At 43.1% G+C, this 17,751-nt stretch carries 14 protein-coding genes; 8 read left to right on the top strand and 6 right to left on the bottom strand.

Annotated features, from left to right (window positions below; all coding sequences use genetic code 11):
- Positions 1 to 662 precede the first annotated feature (662 nt).
- Entirely contained in the window at positions 663 to 2,702 is a 2,040-nt protein-coding gene (locus N5O98_RS22250) for a hypothetical protein (protein WP_061448596.1), read from the top strand.
- Positions 2,703 to 2,783: 81 nt separating this feature from the next.
- On the opposite strand, the gene N5O98_RS22255 is transcribed toward N5O98_RS22250, so the two are convergent.
- Positions 2,784 to 3,650: a formylglycine-generating enzyme family protein gene (locus tag N5O98_RS22255; RefSeq protein ID WP_061448597.1), complete on the bottom strand. Its 867-nt coding sequence runs from the start codon at positions 3,648 to 3,650 to the stop codon at positions 2,784 to 2,786.
- A 250-nt stretch (positions 3,651 to 3,900) separates the two neighbouring features.
- Between N5O98_RS22255 and N5O98_RS22260 the strand changes: the two genes are divergently transcribed.
- The gene (locus N5O98_RS22260; RefSeq protein ID WP_022199491.1) at positions 3,901 to 4,959 is read left to right on the top strand and encodes a linear amide C-N hydrolase; all 1,059 of its coding nucleotides are present in this window, start codon (positions 3,901 to 3,903) and stop codon (positions 4,957 to 4,959) included.
- Positions 4,960 to 5,069: 110 nt separating this feature from the next.
- Here N5O98_RS22260 and N5O98_RS22265 read toward each other — a convergent pair whose 3' ends face one another.
- On the bottom strand, positions 5,070 to 6,434 hold the full coding sequence (locus N5O98_RS22265; RefSeq protein ID WP_004299465.1) for a dipeptidase: 1,365 nt from the start codon (positions 6,432 to 6,434) through the stop codon (positions 5,070 to 5,072).
- The gene (gene aroC, locus N5O98_RS22270) at positions 6,434 to 7,510 is read right to left on the bottom strand and encodes a chorismate synthase (protein ID WP_004306728.1); all 1,077 of its coding nucleotides are present in this window, start codon (positions 7,508 to 7,510) and stop codon (positions 6,434 to 6,436) included. The genes N5O98_RS22265 and aroC overlap by 1 nt, the downstream gene beginning before the upstream one ends.
- A 161-nt stretch (positions 7,511 to 7,671) precedes the next feature.
- Here aroC and N5O98_RS22275 point away from each other — a divergent pair, with 161 nt between their 5' ends.
- Positions 7,672 to 8,238: a calycin-like domain-containing protein gene (locus N5O98_RS22275; RefSeq protein ID WP_004312410.1), complete on the top strand. Its 567-nt coding sequence runs from the start codon at positions 7,672 to 7,674 to the stop codon at positions 8,236 to 8,238.
- Here N5O98_RS22275 and N5O98_RS22280 read toward each other — a convergent pair.
- Both N5O98_RS22280 and N5O98_RS22285 read right to left on the bottom strand, forming a co-directional pair.
- Entirely contained in the window at positions 8,235 to 9,020 is a 786-nt protein-coding gene (locus tag N5O98_RS22280; RefSeq protein WP_004312411.1) for a porin family protein, read from the bottom strand. The two genes, N5O98_RS22275 and N5O98_RS22280, sit on opposite strands and share 4 nt — an antisense overlap.
- Positions 9,021 to 9,052: 32 nt before the next feature.
- Positions 9,053 to 10,138: a PCMD domain-containing protein gene (locus N5O98_RS22285; RefSeq protein WP_022199492.1), complete on the bottom strand. Its 1,086-nt coding sequence runs from the start codon at positions 10,136 to 10,138 to the stop codon at positions 9,053 to 9,055.
- A 133-nt stretch (positions 10,139 to 10,271) separates the two neighbouring features.
- Here N5O98_RS22285 and N5O98_RS22290 point away from each other — a divergent pair, with 133 nt between their 5' ends.
- The gene (locus N5O98_RS22290; RefSeq protein ID WP_004312413.1) at positions 10,272 to 11,558 is read left to right on the top strand and encodes an L-cysteine desulfidase family protein; all 1,287 of its coding nucleotides are present in this window, start codon (positions 10,272 to 10,274) and stop codon (positions 11,556 to 11,558) included.
- A gap of 127 nt (positions 11,559 to 11,685) precedes the next feature.
- On the opposite strand, the gene N5O98_RS22295 is transcribed toward N5O98_RS22290, so the two are convergent.
- On the bottom strand, positions 11,686 to 12,264 hold the full coding sequence (locus N5O98_RS22295) for an FKBP-type peptidyl-prolyl cis-trans isomerase (RefSeq protein ID WP_004306740.1): 579 nt from the start codon (positions 12,262 to 12,264) through the stop codon (positions 11,686 to 11,688).
- Between the two features lie 481 nt (positions 12,265 to 12,745).
- On the opposite strand from N5O98_RS22295, the gene ilvD reads away from it, so the two are divergent.
- From ilvD to N5O98_RS22315, 4 genes are all read left to right on the top strand, one after another.
- The gene (ilvD, locus tag N5O98_RS22300) at positions 12,746 to 14,545 is read left to right on the top strand and encodes a dihydroxy-acid dehydratase (protein WP_004312414.1); all 1,800 of its coding nucleotides are present in this window, start codon (positions 12,746 to 12,748) and stop codon (positions 14,543 to 14,545) included.
- Positions 14,546 to 14,676: 131 nt separating this feature from the next.
- Positions 14,677 to 16,371 carry a biosynthetic-type acetolactate synthase large subunit gene (gene ilvB, locus N5O98_RS22305; protein WP_004299475.1) on the top strand — a complete coding sequence of 565 codons (1,695 nt, stop codon included), beginning with the start codon at positions 14,677 to 14,679 and terminating at the stop codon, positions 16,369 to 16,371.
- A gap of 57 nt (positions 16,372 to 16,428) precedes the next feature.
- A complete protein-coding gene (gene ilvN, locus N5O98_RS22310; RefSeq protein ID WP_022199791.1) occupies positions 16,429 to 16,986 on the top strand; it encodes an acetolactate synthase small subunit in 558 nt (185 codons plus the stop codon).
- 5 nt (positions 16,987 to 16,991) lie between these two features.
- On the top strand, positions 16,992 to 17,735 hold the full coding sequence (locus tag N5O98_RS22315; RefSeq protein WP_004306752.1) for an acyl-[acyl-carrier-protein] thioesterase: 744 nt from the start codon (positions 16,992 to 16,994) through the stop codon (positions 17,733 to 17,735).
- Positions 17,736 to 17,751 lie beyond the last annotated feature (16 nt).

Here is a 17,751-nt window from a genome sequence, read left to right on the forward strand (position 1 = left end):
TATCTTATAAAGATAAGGAAAATAATCGACATTAGCAAATGATAACATGTTAATAACCAACAATATAGTAAGGAAATTACAAACGAGAATATAGTAAAAAATATAATGCGTCTGCCCTGCATCCTTTCAGAGATAGATGGTCACCTTATAAAGTGACATTAGTCATTCTATAAGGTGACCATTGTCCCGTTGTAACGTGACGACTACTCGAGTGCATAAAAGATTCTTAGTTTCTGCATAGAAAATCTTAAATCTATGCACTGAATAATCTTAGATACAATAAAGGTTATGGAGATATTATTTGATGGAAGTAGAATATCTTACTCCATTTTTATACGAATTTTACTTCGTTCCATAGCTGTTATCTTGCGATTAATGTCTTCTTGTACTGGTGAATTTCATTTTATATACTGCCATACGATAACAAGGTAAAGTACACTGCTGAAAATAGTTAAGTGAAAAACTATTTGATTTGTTGAAAAATACTATATTTGTACACAACTCTAAATATTCTATTTATGAAACACGACTGTCAACCAAATCCCATTGATACGGATTATATGGTATTGGTGCATGATATGGTACGATTATCAGAACAAATAGCTCGAAATGTACACAATATGGGCAGGACTTGTATGTTTTGCTATCAATAAGTTATAAGCATGAACCGTTTTATAAACTACTACAAGAAGATATTCTCACAAGAGTATATGGATCGCACCATTTCGGGAGGTATCAAGTCGCAGCTCACCCTGTTACTCGTTACTATTGCTACGGTGCTGGCTATCTTCTTTATCATCGTGATGTTCTTTTCTATCCAATTGTATGGACATGAGGAATGGGGCGAAAGGCTCTGGGTGGTGTACAACAACTTTGTGGATCCTGGTAACCAAATGAACGAGACAGCTTGGTCCAGCAGGCTATTGCTGGGAATTGTTAGCTTTTCGGGATCCATTTTATTGGGCGGTGTGCTCATCTCTACCATTTCCAACATTATAGAGCGGCGTGTGGATGTGGTAAACACGGGGCGAATGACTTACCGCAACATAACTCAACACTATGTATTGATAGGCTTCAATGAACTAACTATCAATATGATACGCGAACTATATAACGAATGTCCTTCGGCACGTATCTTGCTGATGAGCGGTATAGAGGCGGCAACGGTACGCCATCGCATACAGTCTGCCTTGCCCGTCGAAATAGAGCGGCAAGTGCTTGTTTACTTTGGCAACATTGAGTCGATCGAAGAACTTCAGCGGTTGAACATAGCGAGCGCGAGTGAAGTGTATGTACTGGGTGATGAAGAACGTTGCGGACGCGATGCTAAAAATATAGCGATTGTGCATTTGGTGAGTGCTCTGCGTGGCAAATGTTCCGATGGCAAGGTGATGCCTGTATATGTGCAGTTCGACAGTATCCCTTCGTACTCTAACATACAGAAAATGAATCTGCCGCCGGAGGTGTTTTGCATTGAGGGGAAACCTAATATTTTTTTCCGTCCCTTTAACCTCCACGAGAATTTGGCCCGGCAACTATGGAGTCTCTATGCTGCCGATAGTGAAAGATATTATGATCCGCTAGACTATCGCCCCATAAGCATAACGCAACAACCTGATGGAAACTGGACTGCTACTAGTCAAGACTATGTGCATCTGGTTATTGTGGGATTCAATCGGATGGGACGCTCGTTGCTGCTTGAAGCACTACGTATCTGCCATTATGCCAATTACGATGACCGTCTGCCGACAGATGAGCGCATACGTACCCACATCACTTTAGTAGATCGAGAGATGGAATCACAGAAAGACTACTTCAAAGCTCAATTTCCTTATATAGAGAGTCAGATAGGCGATATTGAGGTAGAATATTGCCATGACGACATTTGTAGTACTGCTATGCGCACCCGTCTACAACAATGGGCACAAAATAAACACTGTATGCTTACAGTGGCTATTTGCGTGCATGATCCCGATTTGAGTCTCTCATTAGGACTCAACTTGCCGCATGAGGTTTATCAGCATCAATGTCGTGTACTTATCCGTCAGGATTTCAATAACGATTTGTCGTCGATAGTGGACGATGAGCAAGGGCGTTATCGTTATGTCAAGGTGTTTGGTATGGTAGATAGGGGGATGAAGAAAAATATCTTGCAGGATAAACTGGCTTTGTATGTGAATTACCTCTACGATTGCTGCTATACAGATGAAAGCCTCAAGCAGAAAGAGGTGTTGAAGAAGATGTATGAATCTTATGGCAACCACTCTGCCGATTTCATTTTGATGAATCATCAGGCACAGTTTCTGTGGAACAAATTGAGCGAGCCGTTACGTTGGGCTAACCGCTATCAACTGGATGCCTATAGTGTATTTTGTCGTACGCTAGGCTACGGTATTAAGCGGAGCGACCGTTCGCCGGCACGCATATCCGGATCTATGTTCAATGAGAATCTACCGTCTCAAGTTTTGTATCTACTGGTGCGCATGGAGAAATACCGATGGAATGCCGAACGTACGGTAGCTGGTTGGAGACGTGCCGAGGTGAAAGATAAGGTTTTCTTGCAACATCCTCTCATTATGCCTTTCAACGAATTGCTGCAAAAGTACCCCGAAGAGGTAGAGAAGGATGCCGACGTTATTCTTAATCTGCCTTATGTACTGGCATTGGGAGGATATGAACTCTATAAACTGGCCGATCAATAAGTCGACTTGACATTTGTATATAATAACAGTATTTAGAACAATGAGGAGCTAAAATAATACAGTGAATAATATGCTCCTCTTTTAATTTGGTAGTGACATTACCAACCGTAATCCGTAATCAATATCCCATCGTTGCGGGTTAACTCCGTAGCGGCTGGTGACTTTACAATATTTCTCGAAGGTATAATAACTACCTCCACGCAACACTTTATGCGTATCTTTTTCGCTTATAACCGGAGCGATGTTTCCGGTAAAAGGAACCTTTCTGTCATACCAGTCCATGCACCATTCATATACGTTTCCACTCATGTCATAAAGTCCCAGTTCGTTGGGCTTCTTCGTTCCTGTTTCTTTGGATACGTAAGTATTGTAATATTTTTCTCTAAACCAGGCAACCTGTTCTGCATTATTGCTGCCGGCATAGATGAAATTCTTGGTTTTTAGTCCCCCACGTGCTGCATATTCCCATTCTGCTTCGAAGGGGAGACGGAAGGGTAGACCGCTTAATTGAGAAAGTTTTTGGGTAAATCGTTGAGCGTTGAACCAATTGACTTGGTCTACCGGATAGTTACGTCTGTGTTGGTTAGAAGGATTTTCTCCCATAATGACATACCATTCATCCTGACTAACTTCATATCGGTTGATGAAAAAAGAGGCTACATCCACGGGATAGTTGTTGTTGTCTCCGAGATTGGCTGTACCACCTTCCACATAAACCATATTCCATAGTATATAGCGTATAACCTCTTTTTGTTCTTTATTTATTGTCGGCGACCAATGCAAGGCTTTTTCCAATTTGGAGGGGAGAGTGTCAATAATACTTGCTTCTCTTCGACATTTATCGTGGTATCGTTGCCACATTTGTTGTTCTTGCGCTCTGCTTGATAATGCGATTCCTTGTAATAGAAAGCAAATGATTATAGTTTGTTTGGTGTACCCTTTTATCATGATAATTGTATGTTTATTTATTGGACGAACTAAAGTAGCAATGACTGCAATAGTAACACTTAAATTTATTTAATATTTTTCGCTAAGAAATGATCTTTGTGATGATAACCCTCATACGTTGAAAACCCAAAATTTCTTCCTGCATTGAATAAATGCCTTTTTTTCATTAAAATCCTCTTTCTTTTAGGCAATAATCGTGGCGCGTTTGTTATTTATAAATAAGAAGATCAATTATTTAAATAGAATGAACATGAAGAAAAAATTAGCAGGAGTTGCATTGGTGTTGGCTGCCGTCTCTTTGATGAGTATACAGCCTGTAGAAGCATGTACGCGTGCAGTGTATATAGGCCCTGACCAGATGGTGATAACAGGACGTACAATGGACTGGAAGGAAGATATCATGACGAATATCTATGTATTTCCGCGTGGTATCCAACGTATGGGACATAACAAAGAGAAAACTGTGAACTGGACTTCCAAATATGGAAGTGTGATTGCTACAGGATATGATATAGGTACTTGTGACGGAATGAACGAGAAAGGATTAGTGGCTAGCCTGCTTTTCTTGCCGGAATCCATTTACTCTCTTCCCGGCGATACCCGTCCGGCAATGGGCATCAGCATTTGGACACAGTATGTGCTTGATAACTTTGCCACGGTACGCGAAGCGGTGGATGAATTGAAAAAGGAGACTTTCCGCATTGATGCTCCCCGTATGCCGAATGGAGGACCGGAGTCTACCTTACATCTGGCCATAACCGATGAAACAGGCAATACGGCTGTATTGGAATATCTGGATGGGAAATTAAGTATTCACGAAGGAAAAGAATACCGGGTGATGACAAATTCTCCTCGATATGAACAGCAGTTGGCCATTAATGATTACTGGAAAGAAATCGGTGGCTTACAGATGTTACCCGGAACCAATCGGGCAAGCGACCGTTTTGTACGGGCTTCATTCTACATTCATGCCATTCCCCAAATTGCGGATGCAAAGATTGCAGTTTCCAGCGTATTGAGTGTGATGCGTAATGTTTCCGTGCCATTTGGTATTAATACACCGGAGAAGCCTTATATATCTTCTACCCGTTGGCGTTCCGTATCCGATCAGAAGAATAAGGTATATTATTTCGAATCTACCCTGACTCCGAATTTGTTTTGGCTGGATTTGAAGAAAATTGATTTTAGTCCGAAAGCCGGCATTAAGAAACTGTCTCTGACAAAGGGCGAAATTTATGCAGGTGATGCAGTGAAGGATTTGAAAGACAGCCAATCATTTACCTTCCTTTTCGAGACTCCGGTCATGTAATTTGTCAGTGTGATAGATATATAAAAGAGTGGTGGACAAATGCTTGTAATCAAGCTTGTTCACCACTCTTTTATATGTATCGTTTATAACTTGATTGTTATTTATCCGCTTTATCGTCTGGCATATTCCTGATGAAACTCTATGACTGCCTCTATCCCTTTCCGGAAGATATCCAATGAGCAGTTCTCGTTCGGAGAATGGATCGCATTCGATTCGAGTCCAAATCCCATCAATACGGTTTTGATTCCCAATACCTGTTCGAAAGTAGAGATGATGGGAATACTTCCGCCACGGCGTACCGCCAACGGCTTTTTCCCGAAAGCGATCTCGAAACCTTTCTCTGCTGCCTGATAGGCAGGAAGTGAAATCGGGCACACATATCCTTGTCCCCCGTGCATGGGAGTCACTTTTACCTGTACTGTATCAGGCGCGATACTAAGAATATAATCTGCGAACATTTGCGAAATCTTATGGTGATCCTGATGCGGTACTAACCGGCAAGATACTTTAGCATAAGCCTTTGAAGGCAGTACGGTTTTAGAACCTTCTCCTGTATATCCGCCCCAAATGCCACATACGTCAAAAGACGGACGGCAACTGTTACGTTCCAATGTGCTATATCCTTTTTCTCCGAAAAGCTCTTTTACACCGATTGCTTCTTTGTATTTCTTTTCGTCAAAAGGAATATGGGCTATCATTTCCCGTTCGGTTTGCGGCACTTCTTCCACATCATCGTAGAATCCGGGAACAGTGATACGTCCGTCGGCATCCGTTACTTTGCTAATAATCTGGCAAAGCGCGTTGATCGGATTGGCTACCGCACCCCCGAAATGTCCGGAATGCAAGTCACGATTCGGTCCCGTCACTTCTATTTCCCAATAAGCCAGCCCGCGCAGACCAGTAGTCAATGAGGGCAGTTCAGCTCCTAGCATACTCGTATCCGACACCAGAATAACGTCTGCTTTCAGCAATTCTTTATGTTCTTCGCAGAAAGCTTCCAGACTGGGTGAACCTATTTCTTCTTCACCCTCGAAGATGAACTTCACATTATTCTTCAGTAATCCGTTTTTGACGAGATATTCAAATGCTTTCACCTGAATGAACGATTGTCCTTTGTCATCATCCGCTCCACGTGCCCAGATATGTCCGTCACGTATTTCCGGTTCAAACGGTTCGCTTTTCCAGAGTTCCAATGGTTCGGCCGGCATCACATCGTAATGAGCGTAGATTAATACAGTCTTTGCATCCGGGTTCACGATCTTTTGAGCGAAAACAACCGGATTGCCCTGTGAGGGCATTACCAATGCTTCGTCCACACCTGCTTCCAATAACAGTTGTGCCCAGCGTTCCGCACAAGCCAGCATATCGTCGTGGTGCTCTGGCAGAGCACTGATACTGGGAATGCGAATAAGGCTGAACAAGTCATCCATCATCTTTGGTTCGTGTGCCGCTATGTATTTCTGAATCTCGTTCATTAGAGTTGCGTCGTTTTATCCAGTAAGTAATAATCGAGTATGGTCATGGCAGCCATTGCTTCTACGATAGGTACGGCACGAGGTAATACACAAGCGTCATGACGTCCGCGTGCTTTCAGAGTGGTGTCGACGCCATCAATGTTGACAGTTTCCTGTTCCATCAGCAGCGTGGCAATCGGTTTGAACACTACACGGAAATAGATATCCTGACCATTACTCAATCCTCCCTGAATACCTCCGGAGTGATTGGTGTGCGTCTCGATCCGTCCGTTATTGTTATAGAAAACATCGTTCTGTTCGGAACCTTTCATTTTCAATCCCTTGAATCCTTCACCGTATTCGAATGCTTTGGCAGCGTTGATGCTTAACATGGCGTTACCCAGGGCAGCATGAAGTTTACCGAAAACAGGTTGTCCCAATCCGATGGGGCATCCCTTAATGACACAGGTCAGTGTACCTCCGATGGTATCGCCTTCACCTTTTACCTTATATATAAGGTCTGCCATTTCTTTTGCTTTTTCAGGGTCCGGACAACGTACATCGTTGGTTTCTATCAGGTCGAAATTATAGTCCGAGTAAGTACCCTCAAGCTTGATAGGACCTACCTGTGAGGTATAGGCAGTGATATTGACTCCCAGTTGGCGGAGTGCCAGCTTAGCCAATGCACCGGCTACAACGCGCGAAATCGTTTCGCGTGCAGAGGAACGTCCGCCGCCGCGATGGTCACGGATTCCATACTTCACCGTGTATGTGTAATCAGCGTGTGAAGGACGATATACATTTTTCAGATTGTTGTAGTCATTGGGGTGTTGGTTTTCATTCCAAACGATAAAACCGATAGGACACCCGGTTGATTTCCCCTCAAAAATACCTGAAAGAAACTCTACTTTATCAGCTTCTTTGCGTGGGGTGGTAAGGATTGATTGTCCCGGACGACGGCGATTTAGTTCTTGTTGTACAAATTCTTCGTCGATGGTAATTCCTGATGGGAATCCGTCAATCACTCCTCCAATTCCTTTTCCATGAGACTCACCGAAACTTGTGAGTCGAAAGATATTGCCAAATGAATTAAACATAGTTGTGGCTTTTTTAAAATTACTATATGCAAATATAACAAAGTTTTCGGTAAGAAAGTTGCGAACTCGAAATAACTTCGAAAAAGGAAGCATATTGAACCTTTTTTCTTCTTTTTAGTTTATAAAGGACGAATTTATTGTAATAACTAAACCAAAGACGTATGAAAAAGAATCTATTGTATTTATTGGCATTGGTATGTTCTCTTACTCTCTTTGCTGCTTGTAGCAGTGATGACGACGACAGTGATAACAAGAATAATGAGAATCCTCCTGAAGAGGAAGCTGTGATAACGGCTCCGGATGTAATCGGAACGTATTGGGGAAATCTGGATATATCCATGATACCGGATGGCTCTGACCAGGAAATTGTCATCGGCGACGGAATAGAGAAGTTTATCACGCTCTCGCAGGTCAGCAATACGGAAGTGAAGATTGAACTGAAGGATTTTGAATTGTTCATCAACCAGCAGATATTAAAATTTGGAGATATTGTCATTGATAAATGTGAAGTGAAAAAGGGGGAAGGTGTGTCTACATTCACCGGACAGCAAGATCTTACATTTGAAGGAGATGCTGCCTCTTTGGGTACTTGTCCTGTAACAGTTACGGGAGCTGTAGAAGATGGAAATGCAGACATGACTATTAATGTGAAAGTGCCTGCATTGCAACAGACGGTGAAAGTAACCTACTCTGGAGTGAAGCAGGTGGCAGAGCCTAGCGGGACTTAAAAAGCATACCCGAAACCTATATTCAAGTAGATGGGGTACATGGCAAAAGTGACTGTATTAAAATTGTTTTTAAATATATCATTCAATCCCCAGGTAAGATCGGCATACACATTGAGGTGCTTGAAGGCTCGCCATCCGGCTCCTACCTGTAATCCCCACTGGAAATGTCTTAAATCGTCCGAGAAATCGTATGTTGCAATTTTGCCGTCGGTAAACTCTACTTTCGGACCGGTAGGATCATCTTCCCGCAAATATCCTTCATATACGTGTCCTGAAAATTCTCTTGAAAGTAGATAGGAGAAATAAGGCCCGGCTTTGATGTTCCACCGGTTGGTTAGTTTGTAGGTAGCCATCAGAGGTATTGTCAGTCCGGCAGTATGTACTTTGGTTTTTACTCCGCCTGTCCATACTCCGCTGATTCTTTCACCTCCCTGCCCGAGAATCTCCATATTGTAATTCTTCACGGTGGCTTCGGTAGTCATTGCTTTGTTTTCAAGTCGCAATCCGACTATAATTCCGAGCTTGTTCTGAACGGCAATCCATTTGGTCACTTCACCTCCTATACTGATAGCTAATGTCGGGTTATATCCGTCAATGGAACGGATTTCCACCGGAAGAGGAAGCGGGGCTGTGCCGCCAATGCTGAAACCTGCTTTTATCTCATATTCCAGTCCGTGAAGGGCGGAACGGATCAGTGTTTCATTTCGATCAACCTGTGCATAGCCGGGGAGGGCTATTCCTATACAGGTTAGTAAACTGAATATATACGGATAGATTTTCATCGTTTTTGTTGTTATAAAGTTATTTAGTTCCACTAATCTTCCGAGTGATAGATTAACTCGGCCTCGTCAATGAGCAACGTACTTCCGATTGCTCCGTTAAAATGATCTCCTTCCAGACTTGAGGTGAACACTATGGCTATATTATATTTTCCATCCATTAGCTTTTCCTTATCTATGAATTTGCCGGGGAGAGTGGTGAAAGGAAGCTTAAAGTAAGTCCATTCGTTCGTTTCTTTGGCATTATTAATCCGTGCTGTTGAAATCAGGTTTGGGCTGGTAAATGCGTTCGTTCCGTCAAGGGTTGGAACAGATTCGCTGGTTTCGTACATGATGGCATATATGTCACAGATATCCCGTTTCCCATTTACAGGTTTGCCTCCTTCTGTAAACTGATCTCCCGCTTTGTACTTATAATAGCCAGCCAGATAAGTAGGTACATGCCGGAAAGGAAGACCGAATTTAGTTGCTTTAAGCGGATTACTCATTGCATTGCTTACATCAAAGGAACCGATAAACAGATTTCCTGCCGCGATAGGCATTCCTGCTATTTGTCCAAAGAATCCGGTACTGCGTGTCACTAAAGAAAGGCATTTGCCGGCTTTTCCGTCCGTTATTTGGAAAGTGGGATAGTCATCAGCAGTTTTGGCTACGCCGGTCATGGCATAGCCCGCATTTCCGCTGGCCCATTCCATAACGACTTTACCTCCTTCGCGTTCTACAAATATGTAGTACTTCTTTCCGCCAAGCGTATCTTCGAAATTATAGTTCGTGGCAAGTTCCGTGTCGATAACGGATATGATATACGTTTTCTTCCAAACACCATCGGCAGCTGTAACAGTATATTCTTGTGGAGTATTGAAATTTCGTTCCGTACCGCTAAGAGGATTAATTGTAGCTCCCGGAGTCAATGTAAATTCAGGTGTAAGTTCTGAAATATCAGTTCCCGGACCGACGAAGATAGTGATGGAATTATTGTTAATAATAGGACTGGTTGTCATGGCTACTCCTGGTAGTGCGCAACTTAATATGTCTGCTTCTGCATTGAGAGCTTCTTCGCCGATACAGGAAAAGGAAACAATAGCCAGTAGCAAATAGAGAATCACGTGTTTTGCTTTCATTTTTCTATCAATTCTTTCTGTTAAAGTTTGGTGTATGGGAGATTTTATAACAATATGAGATTTTATTTGTTCATTATAGAATGTTGGAAAAGAAAGATTTTCCTATTTTTGTGGAACCAAAACTTATAAGTCCATGACTGAATCAGAAAGAAGGCAAATTATAGAGTTGATTAAGAAAGAAGTCATTCCGGCTATTGGATGTACGGAACCTATCGCAGTAGCGCTTTGTGTAGCTAAAGCTGCTGAAACGTTGGGAGTGAAACCGGAAAAGATAGACGTCTTGCTAAGTGCTAATATACTAAAGAATGCCATGGGAGTCGGAATCCCGGGAACGGGTATGGTAGGCCTTCCCATAGCTGTGGCTTTAGGTGCGTTGATTGGCAAATCAGACTATCAGTTGGAGGTGTTGAGGGACTGTACGCCGGAAGCAGTGGAACAGGGGAAACGGTTCATTGCAGAAAAACGGATTTGTATTTCTCTGAAAGAAGATATTACGGAAAAGCTTTATATCGAAGTGATTTGTAAAGCGAGAGATAAAACAGCTAAAGCTATCATTGCCGGTGGGCATACTACCTTTATATATATAGCCAAAGATGAACAGACATTGCTCGACAAGCAACATACAGTCAGCGAGGAAGAGGAAGATGCTTCGCTCGAATTAAACTTGCGTAAAGTCTATGACTTTGCACTGACTGCTCCGTTGGATGAGATTCGTTTCATTCTTGATACAGCCCGTTTGAATAAAGCTGCTGCCGAGCAAGCCTTTAAAGGTAATTACGGACATTCTTTAGGTAAAATGCTTCGGGGAACTTACGAACATAAAGTGATGGGTGACAGCGTATTTTCTCATATTCTCTCTTATACATCAGCTGCTTGCGACGCCCGGATGGCGGGTGCAATGATTCCTGTCATGAGTAATTCCGGCAGTGGTAATCAGGGGATATCCGCTACACTCCCTGTCGTTGTCTTTGCCGAAGAGAACGGAAAGAGCGAAGAAGAACTTATCCGTGCTTTAATGTTAAGCCATCTCACTGTTATATATATCAAACAAAGTTTAGGACGTCTGTCAGCTTTGTGTGGCTGCGTGGTAGCTGCTACCGGATCCAGTTGTGGAATCACCTGGTTGATGGGGGGAAACTACAATCAGGTTGCCTTCGCCGTTCAAAACATGATTGCTAATCTGACAGGAATGATTTGTGACGGTGCAAAACCGAGTTGTGCATTGAAAGTAACTACCGGAGTTTCGACAGCCGTATTATCTGCAATGATGGCAATGGAAGACCGTTGTGTGACTTCCGTAGAGGGAATTATCGACGAAGATGTAGATCAAAGTATCCGCAACCTGACAAGGATCGGCTCGCAAGCCATGAACGAAACGGATAAAATGGTGCTTGACATCATGACGCATAAAGGATGCTGATTTCAAGTATTAAGTATCAGGTATTAAGTATTAGCTCAAATAACGGCATAAAAAAAGTATTAAGTATTAAAGCCCGGCTGTGTCCGCACGGAATTAATACTTAATACTTTATAATTTAATACTTTATTTAGTGACAGTGTCCGCCTTCGCAACCGCAGTCGTCGCCACAGCCATCACCGCAGCTGTCGCATCCGCAACCACAGCCATCACCACCACTCATCATTTTCACAAGTTCCTGAATTTCTTCGTTCGTAGCAGGACGGCTTTCCAGTATTTCACCTTCAAAGATCAGGTCGGCACCAGCCAACGGGTGATTGAGGTCAACTACTACAATATCCGGTTTGATTTCTACTACGCTGGCATTTACGCGCTGACCGTCACCAGTCATCAAAGGTACGATGTTACCTTCTTTAATACGTTCGCTGTCAAACTTGCCATCTATTTCAAAAATATTTTTGGGGAGGTCAATAACGTGTTGTTCGTCATATTGTCCGTAAGCCTTATCTGCCGGAATGGTAAAATCAAATTTATCACCTTTAGAAAGAGCAGTTATCTGATTTTCGAAATCTTCGAGTGTTGTTCCTAATCCTGAAATGAATTGAAAGGGATGTTCTGCTTTTGCTTCTTCGAACAACTCTTTTTCACCATCTTCCATTGTATATAGTTTGTATGCAACGGTAATGTACTTGTTTTCTACTGTTTCCATCTGATCTTTTTTGTTTCTGATTAATAATTCCCGTAAATACGGGTCTACAAAGATACGAATTATTTGCTTGTACTCCGGTATAGGGAGGGTAAATTTCAGATTATTAAGTGCTTTTGTCAGAAAAAGAAAGTGAGGTGCGCAGTTAGATAATAGTTGCAAATTCAACCTTTAAGTGATAAAATAGAGAAATAATACCTCTCTTTTCTTACAATTATTCGCTTTTAAGTGATTTTTTTCTTCGATTTGTTTGGATATAATAAAAAAGCCCTTACCTTTGCAGCACGAAAATAAAGAAAAGAAGATATGAATATGTTACATACATCTATTAACCTAGCAGTCCTGCATATTATTCGCGTCGTGGTGGTCCCATCAAGAGCGTGAGAAAGGTTTTTGTGTTGTATGTGTTCGTACCATAAAAGATAGAATTTAGAGCCTTTCTCACTTGTGTGAGGAAGGCTCTTTAATTAAAAGATAGATTGAAATGAAAAAGCAATTACGCAGTTCGTTTAGTACACAAGGCCGTCGGATGGCGGGAGCCCGTGCATTGTGGGCAGCCAACGGCATGAAGAAGAATCAGATGGGTAAACCCATTATCGCTATCGTCAATTCGTTCACACAGTTTGTCCCGGGGCATGTACACCTACATGAAATCGGTCAGCTGGTGAAGGCAGAGATTGAGAAGCTGGGATGCTTCGCTGCGGAATTCAATACAATAGCTATCGACGACGGTATAGCAATGGGACATGACGGTATGCTTTATTCGCTTCCTTCACGTGACATCATTGCAGACAGCGTAGAATATATGGTTAATGCGCACAAAGCGGATGCAATGGTATGTATCAGTAATTGCGATAAGATCACTCCCGGAATGTTGATGGCGGCTATGCGTCTGAATATTCCTGCCGTATTTGTATCGGGTGGTCCGATGGAAGCGGGAGAATGGAATGGCCAGCACCTGGATTTGATCGATGCGATGATTAAATCGGCCGACGAAAGTGTTAGCGATCAGGAAGTAGCGAATATCGAGCAAAATGCTTGTCCTACTTGCGGATGCTGCTCCGGTATGTTTACCGCCAACTCGATGAACTGCCTGAATGAAGCAATCGGACTGGCTCTTCCCGGCAACGGAACCATTGTAGCGACACACGAAAACCGTACGCAACTTTTCAAAGACGCTGCGGAACTGATCGTGAAAAATGCAAAATTATATTATGAAGAAGGAGACGAAAGTGTACTTCCCCGTAGCATCGCTACCCGTCAGGCTTTCCTGAACGCCATGACGCTGGATATAGCAATGGGGGGATCTACCAATACGGTTCTTCACTTGTTGGCTGTTGCTCACGAAGCAGAGGTAGACTTCAAGATGGATGATATCGACATGCTTTCCCGCAAGGCTCCTTGTCTCTGCAAGGTGGCTCCCAATACACAGAAATATCATATTCAGGATGTAAACCGTGCCGGTGGTATCATTGCCATTATGGACGAACTGGCAAAGGGCGGTTTGATAGATACATCCGTTCGCCGGGTAGACGGAATGTCACTGGCAGAAGCCATTAACGAATATTCAATCACCAGCCCGAATGTGAGCGAAAAAGCAATTAAGAAATATTCGAGCGCAGCCGGAAATAAATTTAATCTCGTACTTGGTTCACAAGGTATGTACTATAAGGAACTGGATAAGGACCGTGCAAACGGATGTATCCGTGACTTGGAACATGCTTACAGCAAAGACGGCGGACTGGCCGTATTGAAAGGCAATATTGCTCAAGATGGTTGTGTAGTAAAAACAGCAGGTGTAGACGAAAGTATCTGGAAGTTTACCGGACCTGCCAAAGTATTTGATTCGCAAGAAGCAGCCTGTGAAGGTATCCTCGGAGGTCGAGTCGTCAGTGGCGACGTCGTCGTCATTACGCACGAAGGTCCGAAGGGTGGTCCCGGTATGCAGGAAATGCTTTATCCTACCTCTTATATAAAATCCCGTCATCTCGGAAAAGAATGTGCTTTGATTACCGACGGACGTTTCAGCGGTGGAACTTCCGGATTGAGTATCGGACATATTTCTCCTGAAGCGGCAGCTGGAGGCAATATCGGAAAAATTGTAGACGGAGACATTATCGAAATCGATATTCCGGCCCGGAAGATTAACGTGCGACTGACGGATGAAGAACTGGCGGCCCGTCCGATGACTCCTGTCACTCGTGACCGTTATGTACCGAAGAGCCTGAAGGCGTATGCCAGCATGGTAAGCTCTGCCGATAAGGGAGCAGTGAGAATTATATAATATAGTTGGTGATAGTTGATAGGTAATAGTTAGCTGCGCAGCACTTAGCGCAATGATTGTAAACCATTCATTTTCAACTGTCATTTCTCAACTATCATTTATCATTTATCATTTATCAACTATCAACTAATATGAAAGATTTAATAACAGGTGCAGAGGCTTTGATGCGCTCCTTGGAACATCAGGGAGTGACTACCATCTTTGGTTACCCCGGTGGTTCTATTATGCCGGTATTCGATGCCTTGTACGATCATCAAAATATATTGAACCATATCTTGGTTCGTCACGAGCAGGGAGCCGCCCATGCCGCACAAGGTTATGCCCGTGTATCGGGTGATGTAGGTGTTTGCCTGGTGACGAGCGGTCCCGGAGCAACCAATACGGTAACAGGCATTGCGGATGCGATGATCGATAGTACGCCTATCGTGGTGATTGCCGGACAGGTAGGAACAGGCTTTCTTGGGACGGATGCTTTTCAGGAAGTTGACTTGGTAGGTATCACCCAGCCAATCACTAAATGGAGTTATCAGATTCGCCGTGCGGAAGATGTAGCCTGGGCGGTAGCACGTGCGTTTTACATTGCTCGTAGTGGTCGTCCGGGGCCGGTGGTATTGGACTTTGCCAAAAATGCGCAAGTAGAGAAAACGAAATACGAACCGACGAAAGTCGATTTTATCCGTAGTTATGTTCCTGTTCCCGATACGGACGAGGAGACTGTACAGGCTGCTGCCGAACTGATTAATAACGCTGAACGTCCGCTTGTATTGGTTGGACAAGGTGTTGAACTGGGAAATGCACAGAGCGAATTGCGCGAGTTTATCGAAAAAGCGGATATGCCTGCGGGTTGTACGCTGCTCGGACTTTCGGCTTTGCCGACAGAACATCCGTTGAATAAAGGTATGTTGGGTATGCACGGCAATCTGGGACCGAATATCAATACCAATAAATGTGATGTGCTGATTGCTGTCGGTATGCGTTTTGACGACCGTGTGACCGGTAATTTGGCTACTTATGCCAAACAGGCAAAAGTGATTCATTTTGATATCGATCCTGCGGAAGTTAATAAGAATGTAAAGGTAGATGTAGCTGTATTGGGAGATTGCAAGGAAACACTGGCTTCTGTGACGAAACTTCTGAAAAAGAACACTCATACCGAATGGATTGATAGCTTCAAAGAATATGAGAAAGTAGAGGAGGAAAAAGTAATCCGTCCTGAACTTCATCCTGCCACAAACTCTTTGAGTATGGGGGAAGTGGTACGTGCGGTAAGTGACGCTACTCACCATGAAGCTGTTTTGGTAACAGATGTAGGTCAAAATCAGATGATATCTGCACGCTACTTTAAATATACGAAAGAACGCAGTATCATTACTTCCGGAGGACTTGGAACAATGGGCTTCGGGCTTCCCGCAGCTATCGGGGCAACTTTCGGAGCACCGGAACGTACCGTATGCGTATTTATGGGAGATGGCGGACTGCAAATGAATATTCAGGAACTGGGTACGATTATGGAGCAGAAGGCTCCGGTGAAGATTATCTGCTTGAACAATAATTACCTCGGAAACGTACGTCAGTGGCAAGCTATGTTTTTCAACCGTCGCTATTCGTTCACCCCGATGTTGAATCCGGATTATATGAAAGTGGCCTCGGCTTATGATATTCCTTCCAAGCGTGTTTTCACTCGTGAAGAACTGAAGGAAGCTATTGCTGAAATGCTGGCAACGGACGGTCCGTTCCTGCTCGAAGCCTGCGTGGTGGAAGAAGGCAATGTTTTGCCGATGACTCCTCCGGGTGGTTCGGTAAACCAGATGTTGCTGGAGTGCTAGGAGAAGTTGAGAGTTGAGAATGGAGAGTTGAGAGTTCGCATTTAAAAAATTAGAGTTATGAGTGATAAAACGTTATATACAATCATTGTTCATTCGGAGAATATAGCTGGGTTGCTGAATCAGGTAACTGCTGTATTTACCCGTCGGCAAATAAATATTGAGAGTCTGAATGTATCTGCTTCTTCTATTAAAGGTGTACATAAGTATACAATAACAGCCTGGACTGATAAGGACATCATTGAGGAGGTAGTGAAACAGATCGAAAAGAAGATCGACGTGATTCAGGCACATTATTTCACAGAGGATGAGATTTATTTCCACGAGATTGCATTATATAAGGTGTCTACTCCTGCTTTTCAGGAGAATCCGGAAGCATCCAAGCTGATTCGTAGATACAATGCACGTATAGTGGAAGTCAATCCGGTATTTTCTATTGTCGAGAAAAATGGAATGAGCGAAGATATAACTTCGCTCTATGGTGAACTGAAGGCTTTGAATTGTGTTTTGCAGTTTGTTCGTTCGGGACGTGTAGCGATTACTACCAGCTGCTTTGAACGGGTGAATGAGTTTCTCGATGGACGGGAAGCTATGTATAACCAAAGTAAAAACCAATAAGAATAATGAGTGAAGAAAATAGAATAGGGACTTATCAGTTTGTGGCAGAACCGTTCCATGTTGACTTCAACGGACGTCTGACTATGGGGGTACTGGGAAATCATCTGCTGAATTGTGCAGGTTTTCACGCCAATGACCGTGGTTTTGGTATTGCAACGCTGAATGAGGACAATTATACATGGGTGCTTTCACGTCTGGCTATTGAGTTGGATGAAATGCCTTATCAGTATGAGAATTTCTCGGTTCAGACGTGGGTGGAAAATGTCTACCGCTTGTTTACGGACCGTAATTTTGCTATTATTGATAAGGATGGGAAGAAGATTGGCTACGCACGTTCCGTATGGGCAATGATTAATCTTAATACCCGCAAGCCTGCCGACTTGTTGACTTTGCATGGGGGAAGTATCGTAGACTATGTCTGTGATGAGCCTTGCCCGATTGAAAAGCCTTCACGCATCAAAGTGACAAGCGATCAGCCGATAGCTACCCTGACGGCAAAATACAGTGATATAGATATCAACGGTCATGTAAACAGCATCCGTTACATCGAGCATATCCTTGATTTGTTCCCGATTGAATTGTATAAGACCAAACGTATCCGTCGTTTTGAAATGGCGTATGTGGCGGAAAGCTATTTTGGTGATGAACTCTCTTTCTTCTGCGATGAAGTGAACGCAAACGAGTTTCACGTAGAAGTGAAGAAGAATGGCAACGAAGTTGTTTGCCGCTCGAAAGTGATATTTGAATAAATGTGAGAATATAAAA

The sequence above is a fragment of the Bacteroides sp. LFL-34 genome, from assembly GCF_027257075.1.
GTDB lineage: Bacteria > Bacteroidota > Bacteroidia > Bacteroidales > Bacteroidaceae > Bacteroides > Bacteroides ovatus.

Coding starts and splice junctions, on each gene's coding strand:
- N5O98_RS22315 (WP_004306752.1), top strand. CDS start 16,992: ATGAGTGAAGAAAATAGAATAGGGACTTATCAGTTTGTGGCAGAACCG.
- N5O98_RS22275 (WP_004312410.1), top strand. CDS start 7,672: ATGAAAAAGAATCTATTGTATTTATTGGCATTGGTATGTTCTCTTACT.
- N5O98_RS22295 (WP_004306740.1), bottom strand. CDS start 12,264: ATGGAAACAGTAGAAAACAAGTACATTACCGTTGCATACAAACTATAT.
- ilvD (WP_004312414.1), top strand. CDS start 12,746: ATGAAAAAGCAATTACGCAGTTCGTTTAGTACACAAGGCCGTCGGATG.
- ilvB (WP_004299475.1), top strand. CDS start 14,677: ATGAAAGATTTAATAACAGGTGCAGAGGCTTTGATGCGCTCCTTGGAA.
- N5O98_RS22255 (WP_061448597.1), bottom strand. CDS start 3,650: ATGATAAAAGGGTACACCAAACAAACTATAATCATTTGCTTTCTATTA.
- aroC (WP_004306728.1), bottom strand. CDS start 7,510: ATGTTTAATTCATTTGGCAATATCTTTCGACTCACAAGTTTCGGTGAG.
- N5O98_RS22265 (WP_004299465.1), bottom strand. CDS start 6,434: ATGAACGAGATTCAGAAATACATAGCGGCACACGAACCAAAGATGATG.
- N5O98_RS22285 (WP_022199492.1), bottom strand. CDS start 10,138: ATGAAAGCAAAACACGTGATTCTCTATTTGCTACTGGCTATTGTTTCC.
- N5O98_RS22290 (WP_004312413.1), top strand. CDS start 10,272: ATGACTGAATCAGAAAGAAGGCAAATTATAGAGTTGATTAAGAAAGAA.
- N5O98_RS22250 (WP_061448596.1), top strand. CDS start 663: ATGAACCGTTTTATAAACTACTACAAGAAGATATTCTCACAAGAGTAT.
- N5O98_RS22260 (WP_022199491.1), top strand. CDS start 3,901: ATGAAGAAAAAATTAGCAGGAGTTGCATTGGTGTTGGCTGCCGTCTCT.
- ilvN (WP_022199791.1), top strand. CDS start 16,429: ATGAGTGATAAAACGTTATATACAATCATTGTTCATTCGGAGAATATA.
- N5O98_RS22280 (WP_004312411.1), bottom strand. CDS start 9,020: ATGAAAATCTATCCGTATATATTCAGTTTACTAACCTGTATAGGAATA.